The sequence below is a fragment of the Paenibacillus sp. YAF4_2 genome (genome assembly GCF_052113225.1).
Taxonomy (GTDB): Bacteria; Bacillota; Bacilli; order Paenibacillales; family Paenibacillaceae; genus Pristimantibacillus.
Genome location: NZ_JBFRCT010000009.1, coordinates 71,607 through 96,143, shown reverse-complemented (window position 1 = coordinate 96,143; position 24,537 = coordinate 71,607). Strand labels below are relative to the sequence as shown.

Genomic DNA, 24,537 nt, shown 5'->3' with positions numbered 1-24,537 from the left:
TTACACTTTAAAGATTGCTGCCTTCTCTTTCAGCTCACGAGAAGATTGCTGCAGGTTCTGCGCCATCCCTTGCAGGTTGTCAGAGATATCATTCTGCTCAATAGACAAGTGACCCATTTGCTCCATCTTCCCATTCACCTCGGAGGAGGTATGCAGCAGCTTGTCCACTGCGGTTACGATGTGAGTGATGCCTGTTGTGATCTCATTAATGGCAGTCGAGATTTCACTTACCTGCTCAGATAACGTATGGCTTTGCTTCTCTAGTCCTTTGAACACATCACTTGCCGAGATGGAAGCCTGCTTTGTAGAGAAGATCACTTCTGCAAAAGCTCCCATACTCTTGCTGCTTGATGCCACGTCCTCTTGAATGAGCAGCATTTCCTTCGAAATATTTTTCGAGATCAAATCGGTTTGACCCGACAGCTTGCGAATCTCTTCAGCAACTACTGCAAAGCCTCTGCCATGTTCCCCGGCGCGTGCTGACTCAATCGACGCATTCAGTGATAACAGATTGGTCTGCGTATTCACATCTTGGATATTATTGAGAAATTTCGAGACATTGCTATAACGTTCTGTAATTCGGTTGAAGGCTTCTGTCACCTGGTTAAATTGCTCTACCGTCTGATTAACCATCTGAACGACACCTTCCATATCAACCGAGCCTGTATGGGAATCATCTTTCATTTGCTGCATGTCTTTATTGATGTAGTCGCTCGAAGCCGCAATTTCCTGCGAGCTTGCCGAGATTTGCTCGGTAACTGCCGAGATTGAGGTAGCATCATCATATTGGGAGAGCAATACGGCTGTACCCAGATCGATTTGCCCTTTCACTTGCTCGGACGCCGTACGGTTGCGGCCAATCATCTCACCCATCTGGTTCGACATTTGAAGAACGGTCTGGCTGACACTAAGGGTTGCTTTTACCGTAGCTTTCAAATTATCACCCATGGCTGCAAGCGAGCGATCTATATCGCCAAATTCATCTTTTCGGTCCAGCGATTTATCATAAGTAAAATCATTATGCTGATAGGCGTTAATACGACCCATGATCCCTTGAAGACCGGCTTTAATACTTTTTACTAGTCCAAAAGTAAACAGGAATGGAATTACTGCTAGGAGCAGCACGTTAATTAAAATGATGATATTGGCTGTATTAACACTGTCGGACAGTTTCTTATCCGTATGCGCCGCATCAACTGTAATGCGCGCATTCACATTCTGATTCGCAAATTCCAGCTCGTTTAAGTAGATATTTACGAGTCTAAGCACAAGTGCTGATTTCATTTCGGCAGTCAAATTTTCGAACTCCGTTACATTAGAGCTCTTCAAATCGTTATACGCGATCTCATAGATGTTACCTTGTCCAACATAATTCTGCTGTTCTTCTTCTGCCGGAAACATTTTGTCCAGCTTCTCGAACGTTTTCTTCAAATGCTCCAGTTGACCAGGCATGTCCGCCAGACGTTCTTTTGGATCCACCACCGCAGCTGCAGTGCTGTCATTGTTGTTCTCAATCGAGTTAATCATCAAGAGCAGCGTCTGAAGCAGCGTATTGGATATCCCCTCATACTCGCGCTGCGCACTAGTTAACGTATTTGTTTCTTTTACAGCATGTGATACCGATAGGTTCTGCGTGTAAATAAATACACCAGCCACTACGTTAAAGAAAGTAATAATACTGGCTAACAGGAGCAATCTGACTCCTATCTTACGTCTGCCACCCAAAACCCGTTTGCTTGATCCCAGCCATTGTAATGCACTTTTAACCCGTTCCTTCATCCTCGTCTCTCCTCGCTGTCACTGAATAAACAAATAAGCTATCCGGCCAAAGACGGGCGGATAGCTGGTTAAGGCACTATGTCCTGCATCCGGCGGTCTGGCAACCATCGCTATATCCAGCATTAGGCCCATAACTTTGCGTCCTTGCCTTTCGACAAGTTTGCCTTTTTCAGTGTAATTACGACTATTTTCGACACAGGCACTAGTTTAGGATAAATCTACCTTTTTGTAAACAAAAAATGGTTCTATTGCCATCCCTCTATTACTATCGGCTCAACTCTTTGAAACCATTAGTAATAACGGTATAATAGATTCACCTTACATTGACAGGAGACGTGCAGAATGGAATTTCGGTTAGATCTGATTGAAGATAAGGTTGAGTTTTTTGAAGCAGGCGATTTGCGTACGCTGGAGCTAAGGATTGACCAGCAAATTGAGAATAATAAAGCACTGCTGCTGCAAGTTCATCAAGTCCAGCATCATGCTGTTTTTAATCCGAATACAGGGAAAATGCAGTACAGTGCAGTCGTTCATTTCAAGGCAAAAAAACGTTAAAAACTTTTTTCAAAAAAGGGGTTGCATAATCGGTACAAGCTGTGGCATAATACGTTTTGTGCCCGATACAAAACAATATGCCGGTGTAGCTCAGTTGGTAGAGCAACTGACTTGTAATCAGTAGGTCGTGGGTTCGACTCCTATCGCCGGCACCATCTTTTTTTTCCAGGACGTAGCTCAGCTTGGTAGAGCACCTGGTGTCCCGACCATAGAGCTAACATTCAGGAAGCTTGATAGCGATCAGGCTTTTTTTGTTTTCCTAAACTTTAAGATTCCCAAAGACTTCCTTTAACGTTTCGATAATAAAGGTGACATCCTCATCGGTAGATGACAACGGCGGACTGATCGTAAGCACATTATTGTAGCCTGCGACGGTATCGCCGTTTTTGCCGATTATTAACCCCTTTGCCTTACACTCTCCAATGATTCGAACGACGCCGGCAAGCGGATATGGCTCCTTCGTTTGCTTATCACTTACGAGCTCAATCCCCATTAAGAATCCAAAGCTTCGGATATCCCCAACAATCGGATGCTCCAGCAGCACCGAAAGTTCCTCCGATAACCGTTCACCCAACGCTGCAGACCGTTCGACCAGCTGCTCCCGTTCCAAAATCTCCAGATTCGCTAGAGCTAGTGCACAGGATGCCGGTGATCCGCCGAAAGTATTCAAATGGCGGAAATGACTGTACATCTCTTTCCCTTTGAATGCTTCATAAATGTCTTTACGCACCGCTGTGGCCGACAAAGGAAGATAGCCGCTGGTTAAGCCTTTCGCCATCGTTACAATATCCGGCTTAATACCGTAATTCATATGACCGAACTTCCGGCCGGAACGTCCAAATCCGCAGATCACCTCATCTATGATGAGGAGCACACCATACTTTGTGCAGATTTCTCGCACTTTCTCTAGATAAATCGGTTCCGGAACGATTACTCCACCACCTGTGATCGCTGGTTCCATAATGACTGCCGCTATGGTCTCCTGACCTTCCCAATTAATGGTCTGTTCGATATCGAGCGCACATTGCAGATTAAACTGTTCAATCGTCATTCCCTCGGGGCGGCGGTAGCTGTCAGGTGGACGAACATGGAGGAAGCCTCCGGCAAGTGGTTCATACATATACTTGCGCTGAGCTTGCCCGGTTGCGGCAAGGGCCCCCATCGAATTGCCATGATACGCCCGGTAGCGGGAGATGAATTTGTAACGGCTTGGAGCACCGGATTGCTCAAAATATTGCCTTGCGATCTTAAACGCCACTTCATTTGCATCGGAGCCGCTGTTGGAGTAGAAGATGATATAATCATCCTCCAGCCATTCATTAAGCTTCTCAGCGAGTCGGATTGCAGGAACATGGCTTTGTGTCAGCGGATAATAGGACAAAGTTTTAAGCTGCTCGTAGGCTGCGCGAGCGAGCTCTTCTCTGCCGTAGCCAACATTCACGCACCATAGTCCCGACATCCCGTCCAAATAGCGGTTTCCCCCGTTATCGGTAATCCATGAGCCTTTCCCTTCCGTAACAACCATGGGAGGTGCCTGTTCATTATAAGGTGACATAGCGTGCCATACATACTGGCGATCCTTGGCGATCAGATCTGCCTCTTCTTGATTAATCGACATGACTCCACTCTCCTTCCTTCAGCCATTTATCATTAATAACGGGCGGTAACCATTTTCTTACGTGTATAAAACTCTACGCCATCCCGGCCATTAGCATGAAGATCCCCATAGAAGGAGTTCTTGTAACCCGAGAATGGGAAAAAGGCCATCGGCGCAGGCACGCCAAGATTGATCCCCAGCATCCCAGCATCGATCTGCTCACGGAATTGGCGAATCGCCTTCGCGCTGTCCGTATACAGGCAGGCGCCATTAGCGAAATCCGACTGATTGCTGATCTCAATCGCCTCTTGCAAAGACGCCGCCCGCACAATCGCAAGTATTGGTGCGAACAGCTCTTCCTTCCAGATCGTCATGCTCGGGTTCACATGATCAAAGATGGTTGGTCCGATAAAATAACCCTCTTCGTCAACTGTATCCAGACGCCCATCACGTATAAGCTGTGCTCCTTCTTTTACCCCCAGCTCAATATAGCCAATCGTCCTATCCTTATTCTCCTGTCTAATCACAGGGCCAAGGAATACGTCCTCCTCTAATCCGTTGCCGATCTTGATATGGTCAGCTGCTTCCACGAGCTGCTGCTGCAGCCTATCTGCCGCATCACCAACGGCAACCACAACGGAGCAGGCCATACAACGCTCACCGGCTGAACCAAAAGCTGCAGCAATAATATTCGTCACTGCAAGCTCCATATCAGCGTCAGGCAACACGATGGAATGGTTCTTCGCACCAGCAAGTGCTTGCACGCGTTTGCCATGCGAGGCAGCAGTCTTGTACACATACTCCGCGACCGGCTGTGAGCCAACGAAAGAGATTGCTTTTACTTGTTTATTTTGGAGCAGCCCGTTCACCACATCACGTGCACCATGCACGATGTTCAGTACACCATCCGGCAAACCTGCTTCCTTGAATAATTCCGCCAGACGGTTCGCCAGGATTGGCGTGCGCTCGGATGGTTTCAAGATGAACGTGTTTCCGCATGCAATCGCAAGAGGGAACATCCAGCACGGCACCATCATCGGGAAGTTAAAAGGTGTTATTCCGCCTACGACACCAAGCGGATACCGATACATGCCTGATTCTATACCTGTAGCAATATCGGGCAGCTGGGTTCCCATCATTAAAGTCGGCGCTCCCGCTGCAAATTCAACGCATTCGATACCCCGCTGCACTTCACCATGTGCTTCCACGTAGCTTTTGCCGTTTTCCGTAGTGATGATTCGGGCTAGTTCGTCCCATTTCTCAATAAGCAGCTGCTGGTATTTGAAGAGAATCCGCGCTCTCCTAGGCACTGCAACCTCCCGCCACTCCTCGAACGCGAGCTGAGCAGCTTGGACTGCACGGTCAACATCCTCCTGCCCAGAGTACGGAACTCGTGCAATGACCTCTCCTGTGGCAGGATTCTGAACATCTTCATAACGACCGCTTGCTGGCTCTAACCATTCTCCGTGGATATAGTTCCGAACCTTAACGACCGCTGACTGAGACTGATGCAAATAGACCACCTGCCTTTCTTCCACTTATTATCTATGTCTAGTATAGAGCCCGATATTACCGTTTTCATTAGACATAATGTCACGAACTGAAGAGGCTTTTTCAACCTGATCGTCACAAACTACGTATTCGAATGTTCTTCCGATCGCCATTGCTCGGGGATTCCTTTGAATCAACAGGGTAAGGTTGGAATACCCGAGCAAAAGCGAACGCTTCAAGCTTTCTGAAAGAAAGCTACTTCGTAAGCATAAACTAACGCTTCTCCAGAATCATTCGAATAACTCCGTCCTCAAAAAAGTAATTTATTTCAAATCTAAATAACAATCAAAAAAACGGTCATATAGTTTTAGGCAACTATATCACCATTTCTGAAACTTTTTAATTTACGTAATATCTTCCTTTTTATGAGAGAGTCTCATTGCATACTTTTATAAAAATGTAGTGCTTCTGAAAGCATTGTTTTATCGTAGCCAGTCTTTTGATGGATTCTAGTGCACCATTGCTCAATATCCTCAGTTGCAGGCTCTTCAAATAATCCTTGAGTTGTGCTTAACACGCTGCTCCAGTTATAAAATTCCCAATGAGCGATTTCATCGTTGAAAGGAACTCTGCATTCTAATAGAGGTCGTTGTTTAATCGTATTCTGGGAGATCTCTGCCGCTTTCCATAAGTCTGTGATTGCAACCGGCGTTGTATCAAAATCCTGCTGGCTCATTTTTCCGTTTGATCGATGGTATTGTATCGTAAGCAAGTTTCCTTCAGCCTTTACCTGAATTTCGGCAGCCGGGAAGAATCCATGTAATTTATCCGCATGATAATCCTCACAATCCGTATCGATTAGAACCGGATTTAGCCATTGATCCCCCAGATCACAATAATAACGGTGGCCGTGTTCACTCTTTGCAATAACTGCCACATGTGCATCTGGTGTCCCTAAGTCATGACCCACTGGAAAAGCTTCAATTCCCTCTTGGTCAAACTCATGCAGCAGCCATAAAGAGAGGTCAAAGCAATTGCCGGTTATCCCATATTGCTCGCGATGTTCCTTCATCATAGAAGGATCTCTTTGTTTTCTTGTTGTATTTTGCTGATAGTACCAAGCTTTCGTTAATGTCTCCATCGGGAAATGATCAAATTTTCTCCATACCTTTAAAATCTCTTCAGGAGCATTCATACACGGGTCTCCTTAGATAAGACTTGGAGAATACGATCTCTGGTCTCTTGCAAATGTTTCTCAGCTCCATGAGGCTGAAGAGGCTCGCTCCATGAGAAACCATCACCCTTATATCTCGGAATTAGATGCATATGGTAATGCGTCAAATCATTAAAAATGCCGCCATTCTGGCAGATGGTGATGCCATCCGGATTGAATACTTCCTTCAAGGCGACTGACACCTTCTTGGATGCATCCATGATGGCATACGCGGTGCTCGAGTCAAGCTCCTCTATATCGAGATAATGCTGCTTGGGGAGAATTAAGGCATGACCTTCATTAAACGGTGCGATATCAAGCACACAAGTCACAAATTCATTCTCATAAATAAGGTTTAAGTCCGGTTCAATTCCATTCGCAATGCGGCAGCCTAAACAGTCCATGTGGCTATATCCTCCTGTTATGTTTATTTCAAATTGTGGTTTCCTCCATACAATGGATTAGCTTGAACGACGAACAATAAAGGTAAGCCAATTGCCACGGAATTCGATAGATTTACCGTATTTGATTTCATTGATTGACTGAGGCATGAATCTCTCAACTACAATCTCCCAGCCTGTATAGCAATCTTTCATGAGTTCTAAAGCTTCATCGGTTTTCAAATTCAATTCGATTAAGCCCTCAGATACTTCACCTGTCTCGCAATCAACCTCTTCAACCTCCGTATTCATCAGAATGGCATTGATCCCGTCAGGCTTTGTCCCCTCTATCATTCTAGTAAAGACAGATCGAAGGACATCTTCCGTAGCTACATGCTCAAGAGAGGAGCAAGCGATAATATAGTCATAGAACTGAGGTTCAATCTGATAATCCTCTACATCCTTGATGATGGGCACCAAATTGTCGTAAACGTTGTACTTAATCGCATTCTCCCGAAGGATCGTTATAGCAGATGGGATAAGGTCGACAGCAGTTACCCTACCGTTATACATTTTGATCGCTTGGGCGATCGGTACAGCATTCCGTCCGACACCACTACCCAAATCCAACACACGAAGATCATTTGGATCCAATAATTCCAACGAGTCCATTATTGCCTTCACAGGTTTAGCCAGCCACGTCCCCGGTGCAAACAAATCATGCTCGGCATAAAACTTCTCGTGGTACTTGATTTCTTCCGTACGTGCCTCAAGAAACTTCGATTCCATGACGAATTCGCCCCGCCTCTTTTATTTAGGATTAATATGGACGACAGCTATTTCCGGTAATGTTCATTGCCATAAATCGAATTATCAAAGCCATATACAAGAATGCGAGAGCCATGAATATGTACAACGGAATGCTTATTATCCAAGACCCTTATATTTCTGTTTTGCACTTGTCGCAGGATCGAGTTGTATTGTTCCGACGTAAGCGGATGCTTCTTGAAACGAATGGTTTGCTCTCGTTCATAGTTGCCAGGTACGAAGAAGACTTGCGTGCATGCCAGACGCCCTAACTCTCCCAGCACTTTCTCTAGCTTTCGCTGGTTGCATAGATATAAGTCCCTTTGCTTATGATTTATTGCACCTGTTTAACTAATTCTATTAACTCGGATTCTGTTAATGTATTCTCGCCTAAAGGCTCCTGATTGCCATTAATATAATAGACGTAACGAGCTACAAAACCTTTATCACTTTCCCACCAAATAGACTGACTAGTTTCATCTTCCTCGTAGTAGGTTTGTTTTCCATTTATGGCTTCCAGTGGTTTCATCCCTTTTACATAAGATGCGGTTTCTGACTCATCAATAACTTTGCTTAAAATATACCTTATCTCTTGAGCAGTCTGCTTATTTTTATAGTGAAATACAAATTGATGAAGTGTATCCACACTATCAATTGCAATCTCCGTGCGGATGTCATTAACTTCAAACGGGAAACTTGTTGGTTCTGGAAAATCATAAAGGATCGAATGAATGCTATCTTCGGGCTGCTTCTCAACACTACATCCACTTATTAAACAACATAATATCAGTAAAGCAACAAATCGAATCTCCATCACTCCCTTTCCTAAATATGTAAACGCATTATTATGTTCTTTGTTGCATCCAACGTTTAATAAAATATATCCTAATCAAAAAATAAAAACCGAGACCCCTTACCGGGACTCGGTTTCCTTGTTAATTCTAGAAAATATACTCATCCACATACGCATTACGGAACTTCCCGTCTGGGTCACATCGTAACAGCAGTTCACGGAATTCCGGGAGCTTCTTATACAGCGATTGCACACGCTCGGCTGACATAGTATACAGCTTAGCCCAGTGAGGACGTGCATCGAATCGCTCCAGCTTAGCTTCTATCAATGGAAGCACTTGCTTGACTGCCTCCCACTCCGGCTTCCAGGTGAAATGGAACGCAACGGAATCCTGCTTATAGTTCGGGCTGAGCCACAGCTCGTCCGCCGCAATGGTACGAACCTCAGAAATAAATAAGAGAGGTGAGATCTGCTCACTAAGCTCATTGATTGCACATAGTGCTTCATAAGCATGGTGGCGTGCAACAAAATATTCGCTCTGCAGCTCTTCACCAGCACTAGGGGTAAAGTCCATCCGGAAATGCGAAAGCCGCTCATGCCATGGCCCCGGAACACCTAACTGCTCACTGCAATTTTCCGCCGTCTGCCCTGGTACAGGATGAAGCTTTGCCATTGCCGGAATAGCCTCGAAGAAAGACGCTCCCTCTATTGGGTGATCTTCTCCTGCCAATCTTTTCTGCCATACTTGATTAAACGTAGATTCCTTCCAATCTGTGAACAGACTAACACTGTAAGCGCTTGAATATATCGCATCAAAGTTACTCTCGAGCTGCCCCAATGGAAGATTTTCATAGAGATATTGGCTAATCTCAAATACCGGAAGAATGTCCAGCGTAATTGCTGTTACTACACCTAGGGCACCCAGACCTACAACAGCTCCATTAAACAGCCCATCTTCATCATCTCGAGTAAATACCGCCACCGTACCGTCAGCTTTAACAATTTCAAGCGCAAATACCGCCGTTGAAAGATTGCCGTTCCGGTCGCCAGAGCCATGGGTTGCTGTTGCAATAGCACCAGCTATTGTAATATGCGGCAGCGATGCCAGATTGTGCAGCGCATAGCCTTCTTGGTAAAGGTATTCACCAAGCTCTCCGTAACGGATACCACCTTCAACTTTTACTCGGTTATTGGTCTTGTCCAGTGCCAGAACACGATTCATCTTCTGAAGGCATACCAGGCTTGCGTTCGTATCCGCTATTCCATTAAAAGAATGCCTTGATCCAAGCACTCTCAGCTTGTTGCTGCGAACTACAATATCCTGCACTTCTTCTACTGTTTCGGGAAAGAGATATTCTGATGCACTATACTTATAATTACCTGCCCAGTTACGATCATTTGCCACAATCCGTACACTCCTTAAGAAGTTATTCAAGTTGATAAAGCTCACATATAGTCATTATGCGTATAAGGCTTCATTTCCTGCTACAGGCAAAAATAAAAAACCAGCCTAATTAAAGGCCAGTTAATTTGTTATACCAGAAATATCTTTAAATTCGCCGCGTTCGCATGCTGCTTCAAATTCTTCCTCATCCATACCGTTCATCTCATCAATCCGCGTAATGAGCTGCAAACCTTCTGCTAATAACTCAGGTTTGTATTCAAAGATCTGCTCGATATGAACACTCGGGTCAATCACTTTATCTATCGTCCATACACGGCTCTGAAAGCTGAAGCTTAATCTTATGCTAACTTCCTCTTCTATGCCTTCCAACTTTACAGCCAGAACATTGTCGAGCATTTGCAAACCCTGGGGCAGCACATGATATTCAAAGCCCTTATCTATTAACGAAGTAATACGGATCACCCAATCGACTCCCCCCATGAACTCGTCAATATAATACCAAATCTTCGCGAAAAATCAACAAAATTCGCCAATGTTCTCAGGGTTCATAAAAAATAGATAAAAAAGAGCTGCCTCTTATAATAAGAGACAGCCCTGCTGTTATTCCGCACAATACATAAAACCAATTGCTCCAGGTCCTGTATGCGTCGTAATAACCGGTGTTGCTGGACGTATACGGACTGGAATTGCTGTAATCCGGCTTAGTTCTTCCCGAAGCCGTTCGGCTAAGGTGAGATTATCAGCATGTGAGATCCCAATTTCGGTAATCTCCTTGCCGGCCGTGTCACTGTTAAATCGTTCAAGCAGACTCTTAATAATCTGTGAGGACGTCCGAACCTTGGTGACAGGTGTATAGATGCCCTGTTCAAGCATAGCAATCGGCTTAATGCTAAGAATAGAGCTGATCCATCCTTTGGCTTTGCCAATTCTGCCGCCCTTCACGAGATTTTCCAACGTATCCACGACAACCAATAAAGTTGTGTTATCAAGAATCTTCATCAATCTGGCCTTAATTTGTTGGACCGTTAATCCCTGACGAGCCATTTTCGCCGCTTCTATCACTTGGAAACCAAGAGCCTGAGAGATCATCTGTGAATCTATGACAACGACATTGCTAGAGGACATCGCGGCTGCAGCACATGCAGTGGAATAAGTACCACTCATGCCGCTTGTCATATGAATGGAAATAATCGTATCTCCATTTTGCCCAAGCCGATCGTACATTTCGAGAAATACACCAACCGCAGGCTGTGATGTCTTTGGCAATTCAGGGGCAATCTTCATTTTCTGAATAAATTCAAGTGGAGAAATCGTCACATTATCCTCGTATGTTTCTCCATCTACAAATACCGACAAAGGAATGACTTCCACTTCGTGCTGGTCGAGCAGCTCCTTCGGCAAATCTGTTGTGGAATCCGTAACAATCCTGATGTCAGGCATAAAGAGCCTCCTTTAAAATAGCTAAACTACGAACAATACGTGAAAGTGATCAATTGGTTTCAATATAATTAGTGGAACTTTCTCCCACTCACATCAGTCTATTATCGCATGGTTTTAACCGAAGGAATAAGTGAAAATATGGAATCTGAGCTTCAAACACACAAAGCATCCCTGCCGATTAGCAGGGATGCTTTGTTCATTTAAAGTCAACATCTTACCTTAGTTCGCCATTCCTGACGGTTATAGTTTTCGAATATATCCAGCATAATTGGCCTAGTATGCATTACCGTTCGTGCCTAATTTACGTAACGTGTGTAATCCTTCGTCTTGCGAACAAGCTTGCAGTGCGACATGTAGAGGCTCGTGCTTTTCTTTTGCGTATGGCTTTTGAAATCTTTTCTTCTAATACAAACATAGTGCCGCTTGGATATGGAATACACGAGAAAGCCTCTGCGGACGCACCGCCCAACCCAGCCGGAATCCGTGCCGACCTCTTTGAACTCGGGAAACGGGACACGCTTCCAGACCGACCTCCGGAAGACCAGTGTGCCGCCCTTGATACTGCGCGAGTATTTCATTTCGCCCCCCTTGCGGAAAACCATCAGCGAACGAGAAGCCTCGAAGTAAATGTAGGAAGTATGTTTGCCCACGATGGACGCTTTGCCGCTTTTGATTGTACGGGCGGCTTCACGCAAAAATTTAGGCCCATAGTAATCGTCATCATCAAACTTGGCGATGATGCCGTCCTCGGCCATCTTGATAGCGTGGTTCAGGCATTTGCCGAGCTTGTATTCTTGGGGAAGCTGGATCACTCTGACTTCGTTCTCCGGATATTGGCTTGCCCGTTCCTGATAAGGTCCGATATCCATTTTGTCGTTATTCAAGACGATAATCATTTGTTTGTTCTTCCATAGCTGCCGGTCGTAATTCTCGAATACATTATCGATGAATGAGGGTCTCATCGTACATGCGATTACGGTGATCATCTTACTTGTCATCTCCCTTCGGCGCAGCTAGAAGCTTTGCTTTGCGTTGGTTCCATAATGTATTTTTTTTGATTTTGTACAATTTTTTATCAATGATTTTTTGGTACAAGGTTAGGAATCGATCCGTCATGATGCGGTCGGAATAACGGGTTCTTACATATCGTCTGCATTCACGGGCTGCGGGCAGCCGCTTGCGGTATTTGACCTTCATCGCCATGTCGGATGTCGTTGTGCATAGGAGCTGAGGCATTCCTTTAAGCACCTCGGCAACGCCGCCTTTCTTAAAGCCTAGAACAGGCGTGCCGCTGGCCAGCGCTTCGATGAGGACTAGTCCGAAGGGTTCATCCCAAGTCGACGTGAACAGGACGCAGCTTGCGTTGGCAAGCAGCTCGCGTTTGCGGTCTCCGCCGACGGGGCCGATATAGCTGATTTTACTGCCCAGATGCGGTTTGATTTTGGTATTGAAATAGGATTTGTCGTTCAGTGTGCCGGCAATGATGAGCCGCATGCCTGTTTTTTTTGCAACCTTAATGGCGAGATGGACGCCTTTTTCCTTGATCAATCTTCCCATGTAGAGCAGGTAATTTTGTTTGTCCTTCGTGTAGGTGTAATCCTCCAAGCGGATACCATTATGGACAGCATAGCCATTTCGTTTTCCATATTTACGGAGGATGAATTTGCTGACATATACCMGAAGCTGCACATCTGACTTAATTCCTTTGGAATGGGAATTGCAGATAGTCGGAATAGGCGGATTCGCTTTCGCGACAATGCCGTAGTGATCGTGTATGATATCCACGTCTGGCGGGAGGTTTTTAATAATGAAATCCAGCTGCTCTTTCGGATCATCCGACTCATATTCGAACGTTTGAGTCGCATTCGAGGTAGATCCTTTCTTAGCAAATAGAATCACTTCATGCCCCCGGTTGACCAATTCTTCCGTTAAATAATGCACATCACGCTGCGTCCCCCCGTAATCCTTCGGAGGTACAGGAATCGTATTCGTCGATATTTGAGCAATTCTCAAATGTCTCTCAACTCCTTAGGTCAATAACTTCCCATAGGCATTCCTTGTAGGATATGAATGGACATCTGTGCAGGGCACGGCTCTTTCACCGATTTCAAACCTAATTTATACGGCGTATAGTATATCGCCCATACAAAGTGAAAACCATTTTAATAGAATAGTAGAAGTTGATAGAAAGAGGTGAGAAGCTATTGAAAGGATTAATTCTCTGTGCAGGGAAAGGAAGCCGCTTATATCCGTTTACCAATAATCGGCCGAAGACGCTTATACCCGTCGCAAATACGCCCCTGTTGCAATTATCAATCGTGAAATTAATGGAGCTCGGAATAGATCGTATCGGCATCGTCATTCATCCATCCCAAGAAGCCGACATTCGCGGGCAATTCGGCGAGGGAGAAGCACTTGGCATCTCGATTACGTACATCTATCAGCATGAGGCCAAGGGAATCGCGAATGCGCTAAACCAAGCGAAAGACTATATATCAGGCGATGCGTTCCTACTTCTGCTGGGGGATAATTTGATTTCCGCGCCGTTATCCGATTTGAAGAACGACGTCGAGTTTGGCGGTGTACAAGTATCCTTGCTGCTCGCGGAAGTTGCGGTCCCACAGGATTACGGCATCGCGGAGATCCAAGATTCGCGTATCGTAGGTCTGGAGGAGAAACCGCCGCATCCGAAGTCTAATTTAGCGGTATTAGGGGGCTACGCGTTTACGAAGGAGATCTTCGACGCGATTGACGAAATCACGCCCTCTAAGCGGGGCGAGTACGAAATAACGGATGCGATTCAGTGGTTAATCGACAGGCAGCATGTCGTCGCTTACCATGTTACCGACCAATTGAACATCGACGTCGGCACGATGGATCGATGGCTGCTGGCCAATCAAAAATTGCTGGACGCGAAGGCATTGAAGAAACGGGTTCACGAATCTGCCTGGCTGGAGCGCTGCACAATCGTGGAGCCGGTATCGATCGAGGAAGACTGCGTGCTGAAGGATTGCCAGATCGGCCCTTACGTTTCGATTGGAGCGGGTTCGATGATTGAAAACTGTCAAATCGAGAACAGCATCATTTTGAATGGGGTTCATATGAAAGATCTCACATTCCCTATTAAAAATGTTATTATCGGTGAGCATTCCATTGTCGCTGGGGTACTCATGAATGAAGAGGTGAAGAAGCCTTGAAAATTTTGATTATCGGTACGGGCTATGTAGGGGCTACGACCGCAATGGTTTTTGCCGAGATCGGCTGGCAGGTAACCGGACTTGATATCGATGCGGGCAAAATCGAACGGCTGAGGCAGGGACGCCTGCATTTTCATGAGCCTGGCCTCGAGGACCTGATTGCCAAGCATGTGCAAAGCGGCCGCTTGCGGTTTACGACGGATAAAGAAACCGCCATTAAAGAACATGACGTTATTTTCCTTTGCGTCGGAACGCCATCGCTGCCGGATGGAAGCGCGGACCTGCGCTACATTGGGCAAGCCGCCGAGGACATCGGGCGCATGATGAAAGGCTATAAACTTGTCGTCACCAAAAGCACCGTCCCCGTCGGAACGCAGGAACAGATCAAAAAGTGGATAGAAGCCGCGCAACAAGAGACCTATCCATTCGATGTCGCTTCCAATCCCGAATTTCTGAGGGAAGGCAAGGCCGTCGAGGACGCTTTGCGGCCCGACCGTATCGTAATCGGCACCGATAGCCAGCGGGCAACCGAGCAGCTTCAAAAGCTGTATTACTCTTTTGCATGCCCTTGGATCGTAACCAAGCCGAGGACCGCCGAGCTTATCAAGTATGCATCCAACTCGTTTCTCGCAACTAAAATATCGTACATGAACGAGCTGGCAAGGCTCTGCGACGAGCTGGAGGTCAACGTAAAAGAGATTGCCGATGGAATGGGTCTTGATCCTCGGATCGGGTCAAGCTTTCTACAAGCCGGCCTGGGGTACGGAGGTTCCTGTTTTCCTAAAGACGTCTCGGAATTGGTTATGACTTCAAGAAAGCATCATGTAAATCTTCGTATCTTGGAGGGAGTCATAGAAGTCAACCGCACGCAGTACGCCTATTTGCTCGACAAGGCTAGGTCGCGGCTGGGGGGCTTTGCAGGCAAGAACATTACGATACTGGGGCTTGCGTTCAAGCCGGATACAGACGATATTCGGGAAGCACCGGCAATACGGATAATCGATCAATTGTTACTCGAACAGGCCAATGTTAAGCTCTATGATCCCATTGCGGCTTTACCGGTGCACCCTTCCTACGCGGCGGTGAAGGTCTGTTCCTCAGCCGAAGAAGCATTACGGGGCGCGGAAGCGATTATACTATGCACGGAATGGCCCGAGTTCGGACAGCTGAATTGGAAGAAAGCGAAGAGGCTACTCGGGCAACCCAACTTCTTTGACGGGCGCAATATGATGGATGCTAGGCGGATGCGTGGAATCGGATATTATTATCAAGGTATCGGCAGCGATCATTGAGAATAATTCGCTTTTTATAGTTACAAGAGAAGGTTCATTGGCCCTGTTGGGTGCAAGAGAATTTGTCGGACAACAAGAATATGTATACTACTGAAGCCGAGTAAACCGCGGCTTTTTTATTTTTTATAATTCTCTTTTAAGCATATTTATGCGACTGCCACACCAGCAGTCTTTCTTCCCTGACATACAACATGACTGTGCCTGCCGGATATTCCTTACTCCAGAAACATCTCTAGTCCACATCACGTCTATATATAGAAAGAGACGGTACAACTGAAACGGAGGTCGATTGTATTGAAGGAGCAGTATCAGCCTTCTTGTGAGTTTACGATTGAGGTGATCGGTGAAGGAATGGCAGTGGCTGTGCCAGACGAGACTGTCGTCACTCTAGGCGTTGCTCAGGAAGGCGAGAGCCTAGGAGAACTTCAGGCGAGTAATGCTGAGAAGATTGGAGCTATCATAAATGCACTGTTGTCTCAAGGAGTACCACGGGAGAATATCTCAACCGCGCAATTTACAATCGAGCCGCAATACGATTTTATAGACGGGAAGCAAGTCTTCCGAGGATACAGAGCCGTGCACCTATTACGCGTCACGATTGACGGAGCGAAGGATACTGGCAAAATTATCGATGCCGCTGTTGCCGCGGGAGCAAACATGGTATCCGATGTGACATTCCGTTCCTCACACGCAGATGAAGCTCAGCGAGAGGCCTTAACATTGGCCGTACGCGACGCCGGTGCGAAGGCACTTGCCATTGCCGCAACCCTTGGCGTCTCCCTGTCTGCCGTTCCTTGCAAGGTAATGGAAACATCCCGGAACGGCTTCGAGCCAGTCATGTTCAAGGCGGCTTCCATACCAGCCGGGGACGCCGGGACGTCAATTGAACCTGGGACGCTAACCTTTAAAGCCTCTGTCCGCGCTTGGTATGTGTATGGGTAAGAATTAACGTATATAACTGACCAATATAGATATCGCCAAAAAACCTTGAAAGGCGCAAAGCCAATCAAGGTTTTTCTGATTATCCACTATGCTCTCACCTCTCCCCTATCCCTTCATCCCGCCCTGCATGCCAAACCCTTTGGACATAAAGCGTTGGGACAAAATATACAGCATAACCGATGGGATGGCGTACATGACGGAGAAAGCGGCTAACTTACCGTAGTCGGCCATGCCATATTGTCCGAAGAATTGGTAGATCTTAAGTGAAGCCGGGAAATTCTCCGGGGACTGAAGCAGGATGTACGGTACAAAGAAGTTCCCCCAGCTGCCGGAGAATGTAAAGATCGCAACGGTACAAATACCTGGAACCATAAGTGGTGCAACGACCTTCCGAATCCCTACAAATACGGAAGCCCCATCAATCCATGCCGCTTCTTCCAGCTCGGAAGGCACAGAGTCCATAAAGTTTTTCAACATCCATATACCATACGGCATAGCAGAAGCTACGAAGAAGAGAATAACGCCAAAGATATTGTTATACAGCTTAAGGCTAAGGAACAATTGATATACTGGCACCATAACCGCTGTTATTGGCAATGAGGTCATGAACAGGATGGTCAGCATAAATGGCTTCTTATATTTAAGTTGATAACGTGACAACGGATAAGCCGCAAGCAAGCCGAGTATAACGACCAGAACAGCTTGGCCACCAGACATAAAGAGGCCGATCAGAAAGGCACGCTGATTGTCTTTGTTCGTCAGTACGTCCACATAGTTATTGCCTGTCAGATGAGTTGGCGTCTTCAAAGACTGCATGGCATTTGTATCAACGGAGGCTACTAGCACCCATAATAGGGGCAGCAGGAAGCAGACTCCGATTAAAGCCAATATGGAGTAAGGCAATATTTGAAAAATCCATTTTCGTTGTTTTGCACTCATACAATTGTTCTCCTTGTCCGTTTACTCTTTCATCGAGCGGATATAGAACAAGCTCAGGATGATACCGATGAACAGCAGCAACAATGAAATGGCCGTACCGTAACCAAGCTGATAATTTACGAACGCTTGATTGTACATAAAGATTGGCAGCGTTGTGGTTGACGTACCTGGCCCCCCGCCTGTCATTGCGTAGATCAGACCAAACACGCCTAGTGTCTGAAGCGTAACGAGCATCATGTTGGTCGTGATGGTTTCTTTTATGTATGGGATCGTTATCCGCATCAATACCTGCCATTTTGAAGCTCCATCCACAATAGCAGCTTCCTCAATCTCGCTAGGCACATCATCTAAAGCCGCCTGGAACACCAGCATGGAGAAGGCTGTCCCATGCCAAATATTCGCGAGGATGATCGTAATCATCGGAACGGTGTACAGCCAAGTAACCTCGCTCATGCCAAAGGATTGCAGGATCGCATTTAAGGTCCCTTCATCGCCAAAAAAGCTGTACAAGCATAATGCGCACACAATCTCCGGCGTAACCCAGCCCGCTAATACAATGGTACCGATGACTCTGCGAAACCATTTATTTCTGTGTTTCATGAAGAGTGCGATTAAGAAGCCTAATACCTGCTGACCAACGACAGCTGAACCAATAAGAAATACGAGTGTATTCCAAATGCTGGTCCGTACCGTGGGGTCCTCGAACATACGCGTATAGTTATCGATCCCAACAAAGTGCAAATCCTTGGCAGCTTCTCCCGTTAGAGCAAGGTTAGTAAAGGAATAGAATACCGTCAGTAGAATCGGATAAATAAAAAACACCAGCATGATCGCTACGGAGGGCAGTAAAAAATAAACCCAAGTCCATGTTTTTCGCCGCTTCTCCATGCCTTGAACGGCCAAACTGCTCATTCTTGTCTTCCTCCTCCGCTTGCAAGATGAAAAGAAGACTTGCTCAAGCAGCCGCGTCTATGGGATGGGCTTGAGCAAGCCGTTTTCTATTATTTTTCTAAAATTTTATCCGCGCCTACCGTTCGAGTGACATCTTGGGCGTATTTATTCGCTGCATCCTGCGCTGATGTTCCTGATGCAACGGATTCGACCATCGTCTGAATTTGTGTCGAGACTTCCGGATATTTATCCTGCGCAGGACGGAACTCGGCATTCTTCAAATAGTCTGTTGCGATTTGATTAAACGGCATTTGGGTATATTCTGGATCAGACCCTACATCCGCACGAACGGTGATATTACCGGACGCAATGACAAGCTTTTTCGAGTTTTCTTTGTTAAGTGCAAATTTAATAACTTCCCACGCCTCATCTTTGTGCTGCGCGTTCGCCGGAATGGATAATGCCCAGCCGCCTGCAAGGGTGATAGAGCCTGGAGCCTGACCTTTGCTTGTAGGCATTGGAGCGAAGCCAAGAACGTCTTTATATTCCGGCCATGGTGCTGCGCCGCCTTCCAGATAGTTGCCTGTAATCCACGAACCGTCGAGCGAAATCGCCAGCTTGCCTTGCGGCAAATATTCACGAGTGGCTGTATTGCCCGCTTGACCGTTCAGCACCTTGGACAGCGGTGGTCCAAGCTTCTCTTTGTTAATCGTCTGGATAAACGTCAGCGCATCAACGATGCCTTGGCTTTTCGTAATCCATTTGCCTGTGTCGTTATCGTAAAGTCTTTCGCCTGTGCCATAGAGCAGCATCTCATAAGTCTGCATGGAAGTTGCCTCACCGGTTGCCTTGCCCATATTCATCCAGATTGGCACGACGTCAGGCAGTTTGCTCTTGATCGTTCTAGCTGCGTCCAGGACTTCATCCCAGTTCTTAGGTGTCCATTCTTCAGGCAGTCCGGCTTGCTTGAAGAGTGTCTTGTTGTACCATAATCCCCTGGAATCTGTATTGTAAGGGACCCCGTAAACCTTGCCGTCACTGGCGGTTACCCCTTTTTTGAGCGCTTCTATGAAGGAGCCGTTCGTCCAATCCTCCCAAGCGCTCACTTTATCATCTAATGATGTCAAGTAGCCGGCACTTGCGTCTGAGTTGAGGATAAACGTATCTTCCGTCACGATATCCGGTGCGGTATCCTTGGACTTCAGTGCCAATGCAATCTTGGCAAAATAGTCGCCTTCTGACGCCTGAATCGGAGTTGCCTTAATCTCTACGTTTTTGTCCGGATAATTCGCTGCAAGCTCTTGAATCCATTTGTACATCACACCTTCCTCGCCGATTCCGTCATCGCGATAGGTGATGGTAATGACCTTTTTCTCCGTATTTTCTTTTGTTCCCCCATCATTCGTTGGTTTTGCAGTGGTGCCAGCATTATCACTTGGAGTACTGGTACTGTTCGTATTGTTGGAATTGTTCGAACAGGCAAAAAGCAGGGTTGTACACAATACGAGCGAAGTAGAAATAGACCAGAGTCTTTTACCGCGTGCCATCAGAATCCCTCCCTATTAGTCAACCACCCTTGGTTAAGCGCTTCCATGCGGTTATAGTTCATTGATATTTCTCTACCTCCACCTTTATTCAATGAATATCAGAAGTTTCGACTATAAGATTACGACATAACACTCTACTTATATGACTCTCAAAAATCACTTCAAATAAAGGAGTGAATAAAAAAGAACCCCAGTATGTGACGTCCGGAGCTCTATCGTATGTAGTTCTATTTTTCGAAAACGAATAAGTTAGTCAAAAAGTTCAATGAATGCCGCCCGCTGCTGTCTAATAGCCTCTTGACGTCGTTCGGACGCCCTCACTTCATTATCTAATTTAACCAGAAGTCCTGTCGCTTCCGATAACTGTGAGTTAACATCGCTAATAGATGACTTGATTTGATTCTGTACAATCCAATCTGTAATTAAATGATCAAAGAAATAATCAGCGAACTTGTCCATCGTCCCAAGTTCAACCGATAGGTCAGCCGTATGTTTGAGATCATTTAATTCAATTTGCAGTTGGCGGAGGTGATGCTGCGCCTCGTGAATATAATCCTGTGCTTCATCCATACGGGAGTGTTTGATAGACGTGCTGAGCGCTCCACCGCCCAGCATATCGTACGTTCCCCAATCTTTAGCAGAGTCCAGCTTTACGCTTGCGTTGCTTAATGCTTCAACCAATTTTCTGCAGGCTGATGCGGCTTCACGAAGCTCCTTCATATCCGTCTGCTCACGGAACAGGCTTTCATCCAGCTCAGATAAATGACCGGAGGCTGTCGAATCGCCGCTGCGCAGAAACTGTTCCTTTTGCAGAAGAACTTGTTTATAGGCGTTCATAGCCTCATGGACAGCAGCTAATTTCGTAGAGATCTCCAGAATTTCCTGCTCCAGCTTAATGATTGCCGGTTGAGCTTCCTGAAGCTTTAGCGCCACAGCAAGTGCTTCCTTCCGCTCAATCTCCAATCGCTCTTTTTTATTTCCCATTATGCTGTGGAATAAGTTCGCCCAGGATTTCCTCTCTAGTCTAGTGACATCCTCCTGCTCCCGGTCATGTTCAGCCGTTAGCTTAGAGATTTGAGTCCTAGCATTCCTCAGCATACGATCAAGCTGATCTGACCTGCGCTCCAAATACTCGCGTTCAGATGCCCTCTCTCTTAACGACTCTAGCTCTTCATTCCATTCTTTTAGTGTTTTTGACATATTTATACCACCCTCTTCTATTATTCGTTTAACTTAATAGAATACTGATATCCCCACCTCTCTATCTAATCTACCATAAATATACAAAATCAAAAAATGCCGTGAAGCATCATCATAGATGCCCACGACAGTAATAGATATTGCAATTAAGCAGCCAATTTTGGAGCATTTTTGTTTGCCACAAACTTAATGAACAAGAACCGTACCAGCGGCCCCATTACGATCAATTGAAGCGGGAATGCCAGAATATAGTTATGGAAGACGATCGAGAAATAATGTTTGACTAACGATCCCTCTCCCAAGCTGTCTGCCAAAGAGGAGCTGATCAGACCATACAACGACATGCATAGAACCATACCCGTAACCATGCAGAAGGCAAGGGACAAGATCACATATACTTTCTTCGATTTATCATAAGGCAGCGAAAAGGCAGCTTTCTTTGCAATTGGCCCTACCACAAACATCTCAATGACAAAAGCAACAATAAAGCCTAACACATACTGCAGCACAATTTCTCCTAACGACAACGTTCCAAACAAGTCATTACGTATGAAATTATACGTAATCATGACAAGGGCCATCCCCGTCACCATCATCAAACCAAAATAAAAATCTTCTCTCTTATTCGTCGGCAAATTTATCATCCTCTCTGTTCTCTTGTCATTATAGAGATTGGAACCCCCTCTTCATAAGCGACAAATTTGTGAACATTTGAGGATGAAAGTTAATGGAAATACAAGCTAATTTCCCTTCCGATAATGCAAAGGGACATATCCTGTGACCGACTTGAACACTCTGCCAAAATGAGTCACACTGCCGAAGCCAACCCGCTTCGCGATTAGATTAACCTTCATGGATGATTGCTCAAGCAGCTTCTTCGCTTCCTTGATTCTAACACTATTCAAATATTCGACGAACGTAAATCCGGTAGCTTCCTTAAAAAAACGACTCAAATAATAAGGGCTGACGTAGAACTTCTCCGACAGCAAATGAAGCGACAGCTCCTGCATATAGTGGCTGTTTATGTAGCGGACAACTTCTGATATTCGCTCATGCATCGGGCTTGGAGACTCGAGCGGCTCTACGCTGTTCTGCTTTACATGGCGGCAGCAGATCATTAACACTTGCAAAGTTAAAGTCTGTGTATACATTTCAAACCCAGGCTTCTTTTCCTGCATCTCCAATATGATATTTTGCGCCAAACTTTCAATAACTAACCGATCCTGTAACGAGCAATTTACTATAATGTACTCCTTCTCAAACAATGGATGCAGAACATCCATAAAAGTGCTGTTCCCAGCTGCCATAAGCTTTTCATGAATATTTACAATAAGCCGTTCATGCTCCGGGGTCTCCGTATTGGTCGTCCTGTGCAGGATATTGGGTGCAATGATCACAATGTCTCCTTCATGAATGACCATCGTCCGATCCTTTATAAAAAATTCCCGTTTCCCGGACATTAAGCAGAAAATTTCGTATGTACTATGAAAATGGCTCACAGGCATGTTATGACTGCGGGCTTTGCGATAGGATACCGAGTAGGTTCCCTCACCGTTATCGTATTGGAAATCCCCCATCCCTCGCCTCACACCTTCCAAATTGGTTATCTTTCATTATACGCATTCGCTCATTTACAGCAAGATATAAGAAGAATTCATTCTTTTCTGCAAAAAATGTACATTTCCTCGTGCTAGTATAGCCTTAAGACGATGAGGGAGGCTGAATGATCAATGAATTCTTCTGAGGCAGTAAATATCCAGAATAACAAGAAACCTGCATATTCCCCTATTGAGTGGGCAGAGAAAGCTTGTGAGGCATTAATGACTAAGTTTGAGCCGGAGCTGCTTCCACCAGACAGGTTCCATTATCATCAAGGTGTTTTCCTATCTGGTATGGAGAAATGCTGGAAGGAAACACAAAACTCGGACTATTACGATTACCTGAAACGCTGGGTAGACAGTCAAGTACTTGAAGATGGCAGCATAAAGAAGCATAAACCCGATGAACTGGATGATATTCAGCCAGGTGTGCTGTTATATAATTTGTACGAGCAGACAGGCGACGAACGATACAAGGCTGCTTTGCACTACCTTGTGCCGCTGCTTAAATCATGGAAAACGAACGCTTCCGGAGGTTTCTGGCATAAAGAGCATTATCCGAATCAAATGTGGCTGGACGGACTATATATGGCGGGGCCAATCGCCGTTCAGTTCGGTAAAGCGTTTGATGCAAACGAATATTTTGACATGATGACTTACCAGGCGATATTGATGGCCAAACATACGAAGGACCATGTTACTGGACTCTTATATCACGGCTGGGATGAGACAAAGGAATCTTCGTGGGCTGATCCTGAAACCGGTCTAGCACCAGAATTTTGGGGCCGTGCAATCGGCTGGTATCCAGTCGCTTTGCTCGAAATGTTCGAACACCTCCCGGAGGATCACAAGGATAAAGCAGCACTCGTTGAGATTCTGCAAGATCTGCTGATAGCCTTGATCAATTATCAGGATCCTGCAACTGGCTTATGGTACCAGGTTGTCGATAAAGGAGCGCAGCCGGATAATTGGCTTGAAAATTCCTGTACTTCTCTATATGTACATGCTATCGCTAAAGCCGTCCGGTTTGGCTATCTGGATGCGAAGTATCTGGAGTATGCTTGGAAAGGTTATCAAGGTGTCATCGATACCTTGAAGTTTGATGACAATGGCAACGTAGTCATCGGACAGATATGCATAGGCACGGGGATTGGCGACTATGCCCACTATATCGCCCGCCCAACAAGCGAGAACGATCTGCATGGTGCAGGCGCCTTTATTCTGATGTGTGTAGAGATGAGTCAGGCAGCTAAAGCTGGCTAAGCTAACTCGACTATCCTTCTTGAGCTAGGTTGGATTTCGTACAACATAAGAATCCATTATGATAGCTGGCTGCTCCTACGTTGGATTCCATCCAACAGAATTCAGCTCCTAAGTAGCATTCTCGGCAAAAATAGCTAAAACATTGTACTAAATCCAACCTGCCCCTCCAGACATTTCGGAATCGGATCTTTCACTGGATGTTTTCCAA

Annotated in this window: 23 protein-coding genes, 1 tRNA gene and 1 riboswitch; of the genes, 6 read left to right on the top strand and 18 right to left on the bottom strand. The window is 45.8% G+C overall.

The annotated features are described in order from the left end of the window. Positions 1 to 1,779 carry a methyl-accepting chemotaxis protein gene (locus AB4Y93_RS20640; RefSeq protein ID WP_441894733.1) on the bottom strand — a complete coding sequence of 593 codons (1,779 nt, stop codon included), beginning with the start codon at positions 1,777 to 1,779 and terminating at the stop codon, positions 1 to 3. 88 nt (positions 1,780 to 1,867) lie between these two features. Continuing rightward, a riboswitch (cyclic di-GMP riboswitch) is annotated at positions 1,868 to 1,954 on the bottom strand. A 167-nt stretch (positions 1,955 to 2,121) separates the two neighbouring features. On the opposite strand from AB4Y93_RS20640, the gene AB4Y93_RS20635 reads away from it, so the two are divergent. Both AB4Y93_RS20635 and AB4Y93_RS20630 read left to right on the top strand, forming a co-directional pair. Further along, positions 2,122 to 2,334, top strand: coding sequence for a YrzA family protein (locus tag AB4Y93_RS20635; RefSeq protein WP_441894732.1), 213 nt, complete (start codon positions 2,122 to 2,124; stop codon positions 2,332 to 2,334). 79 nt (positions 2,335 to 2,413) lie between these two features. Beyond that, positions 2,414 to 2,489: transfer RNA gene (locus AB4Y93_RS20630), tRNA-Thr, on the top strand. Between the two features lie 104 nt (positions 2,490 to 2,593). Here AB4Y93_RS20630 and AB4Y93_RS20625 read toward each other — a convergent pair. The 11 genes from AB4Y93_RS20625 to AB4Y93_RS20575 all read right to left on the bottom strand — a co-directional run bounded on the left by AB4Y93_RS20625 (position 2,594) and on the right by AB4Y93_RS20575 (position 13,473). Then, positions 2,594 to 3,952, bottom strand: coding sequence for an aspartate aminotransferase family protein (locus AB4Y93_RS20625; RefSeq protein WP_441894731.1), 1,359 nt, complete (start codon positions 3,950 to 3,952; stop codon positions 2,594 to 2,596). A gap of 32 nt (positions 3,953 to 3,984) precedes the next feature. Then, positions 3,985 to 5,445 carry a CoA-acylating methylmalonate-semialdehyde dehydrogenase gene (locus AB4Y93_RS20620; RefSeq protein ID WP_441894730.1) on the bottom strand — a complete coding sequence of 487 codons (1,461 nt, stop codon included), beginning with the start codon at positions 5,443 to 5,445 and terminating at the stop codon, positions 3,985 to 3,987. A gap of 413 nt (positions 5,446 to 5,858) precedes the next feature. After that, on the bottom strand, positions 5,859 to 6,617 hold the full coding sequence (locus AB4Y93_RS20615) for a hypothetical protein (protein WP_441894729.1): 759 nt from the start codon (positions 6,615 to 6,617) through the stop codon (positions 5,859 to 5,861). After that, positions 6,614 to 7,039, bottom strand: coding sequence for an HIT family protein (locus tag AB4Y93_RS20610; RefSeq protein ID WP_441894728.1), 426 nt, complete (start codon positions 7,037 to 7,039; stop codon positions 6,614 to 6,616). Before AB4Y93_RS20610 ends, AB4Y93_RS20615 begins: the two co-directional genes overlap by 4 nt. Positions 7,040 to 7,096: 57 nt before the next feature. Continuing rightward, positions 7,097 to 7,804, bottom strand: coding sequence for a class I SAM-dependent methyltransferase (locus AB4Y93_RS20605; protein WP_441894727.1), 708 nt, complete (start codon positions 7,802 to 7,804; stop codon positions 7,097 to 7,099). Between the two features lie 352 nt (positions 7,805 to 8,156). Further along, positions 8,157 to 8,636: a hypothetical protein gene (locus AB4Y93_RS20600; protein ID WP_441894726.1), complete on the bottom strand. Its 480-nt coding sequence runs from the start codon at positions 8,634 to 8,636 to the stop codon at positions 8,157 to 8,159. Positions 8,637 to 8,763: 127 nt separating this feature from the next. Then, the gene (locus tag AB4Y93_RS20595) at positions 8,764 to 10,020 is read right to left on the bottom strand and encodes an FAD-binding protein (RefSeq protein WP_441894725.1); all 1,257 of its coding nucleotides are present in this window, start codon (positions 10,018 to 10,020) and stop codon (positions 8,764 to 8,766) included. Between the two features lie 120 nt (positions 10,021 to 10,140). After that, positions 10,141 to 10,482 (bottom strand): hypothetical protein, encoded by a 342-nt coding sequence (locus tag AB4Y93_RS20590; protein WP_441894724.1) that lies wholly within the window; start codon positions 10,480 to 10,482, stop codon positions 10,141 to 10,143. A gap of 138 nt (positions 10,483 to 10,620) precedes the next feature. Continuing rightward, positions 10,621 to 11,460 (bottom strand): DegV family protein, encoded by an 840-nt coding sequence (locus AB4Y93_RS20585; RefSeq protein WP_441894723.1) that lies wholly within the window; start codon positions 11,458 to 11,460, stop codon positions 10,621 to 10,623. Between the two features lie 296 nt (positions 11,461 to 11,756). Continuing rightward, a complete protein-coding gene (locus tag AB4Y93_RS20580; RefSeq protein WP_441894722.1) occupies positions 11,757 to 12,446 on the bottom strand; it encodes a glycosyltransferase family 2 protein in 690 nt (229 codons plus the stop codon). A 1-nt stretch (position 12,447) separates the two neighbouring features. After that, complete coding sequence (locus AB4Y93_RS20575) at positions 12,448 to 13,473, bottom strand: glycosyltransferase family 4 protein (RefSeq protein WP_441894721.1); 1,026 nt, start codon at positions 13,471 to 13,473, stop codon at positions 12,448 to 12,450. Between the two features lie 191 nt (positions 13,474 to 13,664). Between AB4Y93_RS20575 and AB4Y93_RS20570 the strand changes: the two genes are divergently transcribed. The 3 genes from AB4Y93_RS20570 to AB4Y93_RS20560 all read left to right on the top strand — a co-directional run bounded on the left by AB4Y93_RS20570 (position 13,665) and on the right by AB4Y93_RS20560 (position 16,891). Then, positions 13,665 to 14,657 carry a sugar phosphate nucleotidyltransferase gene (locus AB4Y93_RS20570; RefSeq protein ID WP_441894720.1) on the top strand — a complete coding sequence of 331 codons (993 nt, stop codon included), beginning with the start codon at positions 13,665 to 13,667 and terminating at the stop codon, positions 14,655 to 14,657. Then, positions 14,654 to 15,949, top strand: coding sequence for a UDP-glucose dehydrogenase family protein (locus AB4Y93_RS20565; RefSeq protein ID WP_441894719.1), 1,296 nt, complete (start codon positions 14,654 to 14,656; stop codon positions 15,947 to 15,949). The genes AB4Y93_RS20570 and AB4Y93_RS20565 overlap by 4 nt, the downstream gene beginning before the upstream one ends. Positions 15,950 to 16,243: 294 nt before the next feature. After that, positions 16,244 to 16,891 carry an SIMPL domain-containing protein gene (locus AB4Y93_RS20560; RefSeq protein WP_441894718.1) on the top strand — a complete coding sequence of 216 codons (648 nt, stop codon included), beginning with the start codon at positions 16,244 to 16,246 and terminating at the stop codon, positions 16,889 to 16,891. Between the two features lie 105 nt (positions 16,892 to 16,996). On the opposite strand, the gene AB4Y93_RS20555 is transcribed toward AB4Y93_RS20560, so the two are convergent. From AB4Y93_RS20555 to AB4Y93_RS20530, 6 genes are all read right to left on the bottom strand, one after another. Further along, positions 16,997 to 17,830 carry a carbohydrate ABC transporter permease gene (locus tag AB4Y93_RS20555; RefSeq protein ID WP_441894717.1) on the bottom strand — a complete coding sequence of 278 codons (834 nt, stop codon included), beginning with the start codon at positions 17,828 to 17,830 and terminating at the stop codon, positions 16,997 to 16,999. Between the two features lie 21 nt (positions 17,831 to 17,851). Continuing rightward, the gene (locus tag AB4Y93_RS20550; RefSeq protein ID WP_441894716.1) at positions 17,852 to 18,742 is read right to left on the bottom strand and encodes a carbohydrate ABC transporter permease; all 891 of its coding nucleotides are present in this window, start codon (positions 18,740 to 18,742) and stop codon (positions 17,852 to 17,854) included. Between the two features lie 89 nt (positions 18,743 to 18,831). Next, entirely contained in the window at positions 18,832 to 20,268 is a 1,437-nt protein-coding gene (locus AB4Y93_RS20545; RefSeq protein ID WP_441894715.1) for an ABC transporter substrate-binding protein, read from the bottom strand. 249 nt (positions 20,269 to 20,517) lie between these two features. After that, positions 20,518 to 21,468, bottom strand: coding sequence for a hypothetical protein (locus tag AB4Y93_RS20540; protein WP_441894714.1), 951 nt, complete (start codon positions 21,466 to 21,468; stop codon positions 20,518 to 20,520). Positions 21,469 to 21,614: 146 nt separating this feature from the next. Next, positions 21,615 to 22,112 carry a hypothetical protein gene (locus AB4Y93_RS20535; RefSeq protein WP_441894713.1) on the bottom strand — a complete coding sequence of 166 codons (498 nt, stop codon included), beginning with the start codon at positions 22,110 to 22,112 and terminating at the stop codon, positions 21,615 to 21,617. Between the two features lie 96 nt (positions 22,113 to 22,208). Continuing rightward, on the bottom strand, positions 22,209 to 23,045 hold the full coding sequence (locus tag AB4Y93_RS20530) for a helix-turn-helix domain-containing protein (RefSeq protein WP_441894712.1): 837 nt from the start codon (positions 23,043 to 23,045) through the stop codon (positions 22,209 to 22,211). Positions 23,046 to 23,198: 153 nt separating this feature from the next. On the opposite strand from AB4Y93_RS20530, the gene AB4Y93_RS20525 reads away from it, so the two are divergent. Then, positions 23,199 to 24,329: a glycoside hydrolase family 88/105 protein gene (locus tag AB4Y93_RS20525; RefSeq protein WP_441894711.1), complete on the top strand. Its 1,131-nt coding sequence runs from the start codon at positions 23,199 to 23,201 to the stop codon at positions 24,327 to 24,329. Positions 24,330 to 24,537 lie beyond the last annotated feature (208 nt).

Excerpts from the sequence above, each read along its gene's own strand:
- AB4Y93_RS20640 (WP_441894733.1), bottom strand. The coding sequence starts at position 1,779 with ATGAAGGAACGGGTTAAAAGTGCATTACAATGGCTGGGATCAAGCAAA.
- AB4Y93_RS20635 (WP_441894732.1), top strand. The coding sequence starts at position 2,122 with ATGGAATTTCGGTTAGATCTGATTGAAGATAAGGTTGAGTTTTTTGAA.
- AB4Y93_RS20625 (WP_441894731.1), bottom strand. The coding sequence starts at position 3,952 with ATGTCGATTAATCAAGAAGAGGCAGATCTGATCGCCAAGGATCGCCAG.
- AB4Y93_RS20615 (WP_441894729.1), bottom strand. The coding sequence starts at position 6,617 with ATGAATGCTCCTGAAGAGATTTTAAAGGTATGGAGAAAATTTGATCAT.
- AB4Y93_RS20610 (WP_441894728.1), bottom strand. The coding sequence starts at position 7,039 with ATGGACTGTTTAGGCTGCCGCATTGCGAATGGAATTGAACCGGACTTA.
- AB4Y93_RS20605 (WP_441894727.1), bottom strand. The coding sequence starts at position 7,804 with ATGGAATCGAAGTTTCTTGAGGCACGTACGGAAGAAATCAAGTACCAC.
- AB4Y93_RS20600 (WP_441894726.1), bottom strand. The coding sequence starts at position 8,636 with ATGGAGATTCGATTTGTTGCTTTACTGATATTATGTTGTTTAATAAGT.
- AB4Y93_RS20585 (WP_441894723.1), bottom strand. The coding sequence starts at position 11,460 with ATGCCTGACATCAGGATTGTTACGGATTCCACAACAGATTTGCCGAAG.
- AB4Y93_RS20580 (WP_441894722.1), bottom strand. The coding sequence starts at position 12,446 with ATGATCACCGTAATCGCATGTACGATGAGACCCTCATTCATCGATAAT.
- AB4Y93_RS20555 (WP_441894717.1), bottom strand. The coding sequence starts at position 17,830 with ATGAGTGCAAAACAACGAAAATGGATTTTTCAAATATTGCCTTACTCC.
- AB4Y93_RS20550 (WP_441894716.1), bottom strand. The coding sequence starts at position 18,742 with ATGAGCAGTTTGGCCGTTCAAGGCATGGAGAAGCGGCGAAAAACATGG.
- AB4Y93_RS20545 (WP_441894715.1), bottom strand. The coding sequence starts at position 20,268 with ATGGCACGCGGTAAAAGACTCTGGTCTATTTCTACTTCGCTCGTATTG.
- AB4Y93_RS20540 (WP_441894714.1), bottom strand. The coding sequence starts at position 21,468 with ATGTCAAAAACACTAAAAGAATGGAATGAAGAGCTAGAGTCGTTAAGA.
- AB4Y93_RS20535 (WP_441894713.1), bottom strand. The coding sequence starts at position 22,112 with ATGATAAATTTGCCGACGAATAAGAGAGAAGATTTTTATTTTGGTTTG.
- AB4Y93_RS20530 (WP_441894712.1), bottom strand. The coding sequence starts at position 23,045 with ATGGGGGATTTCCAATACGATAACGGTGAGGGAACCTACTCGGTATCC.
- AB4Y93_RS20525 (WP_441894711.1), top strand. The coding sequence starts at position 23,199 with ATGAATTCTTCTGAGGCAGTAAATATCCAGAATAACAAGAAACCTGCA.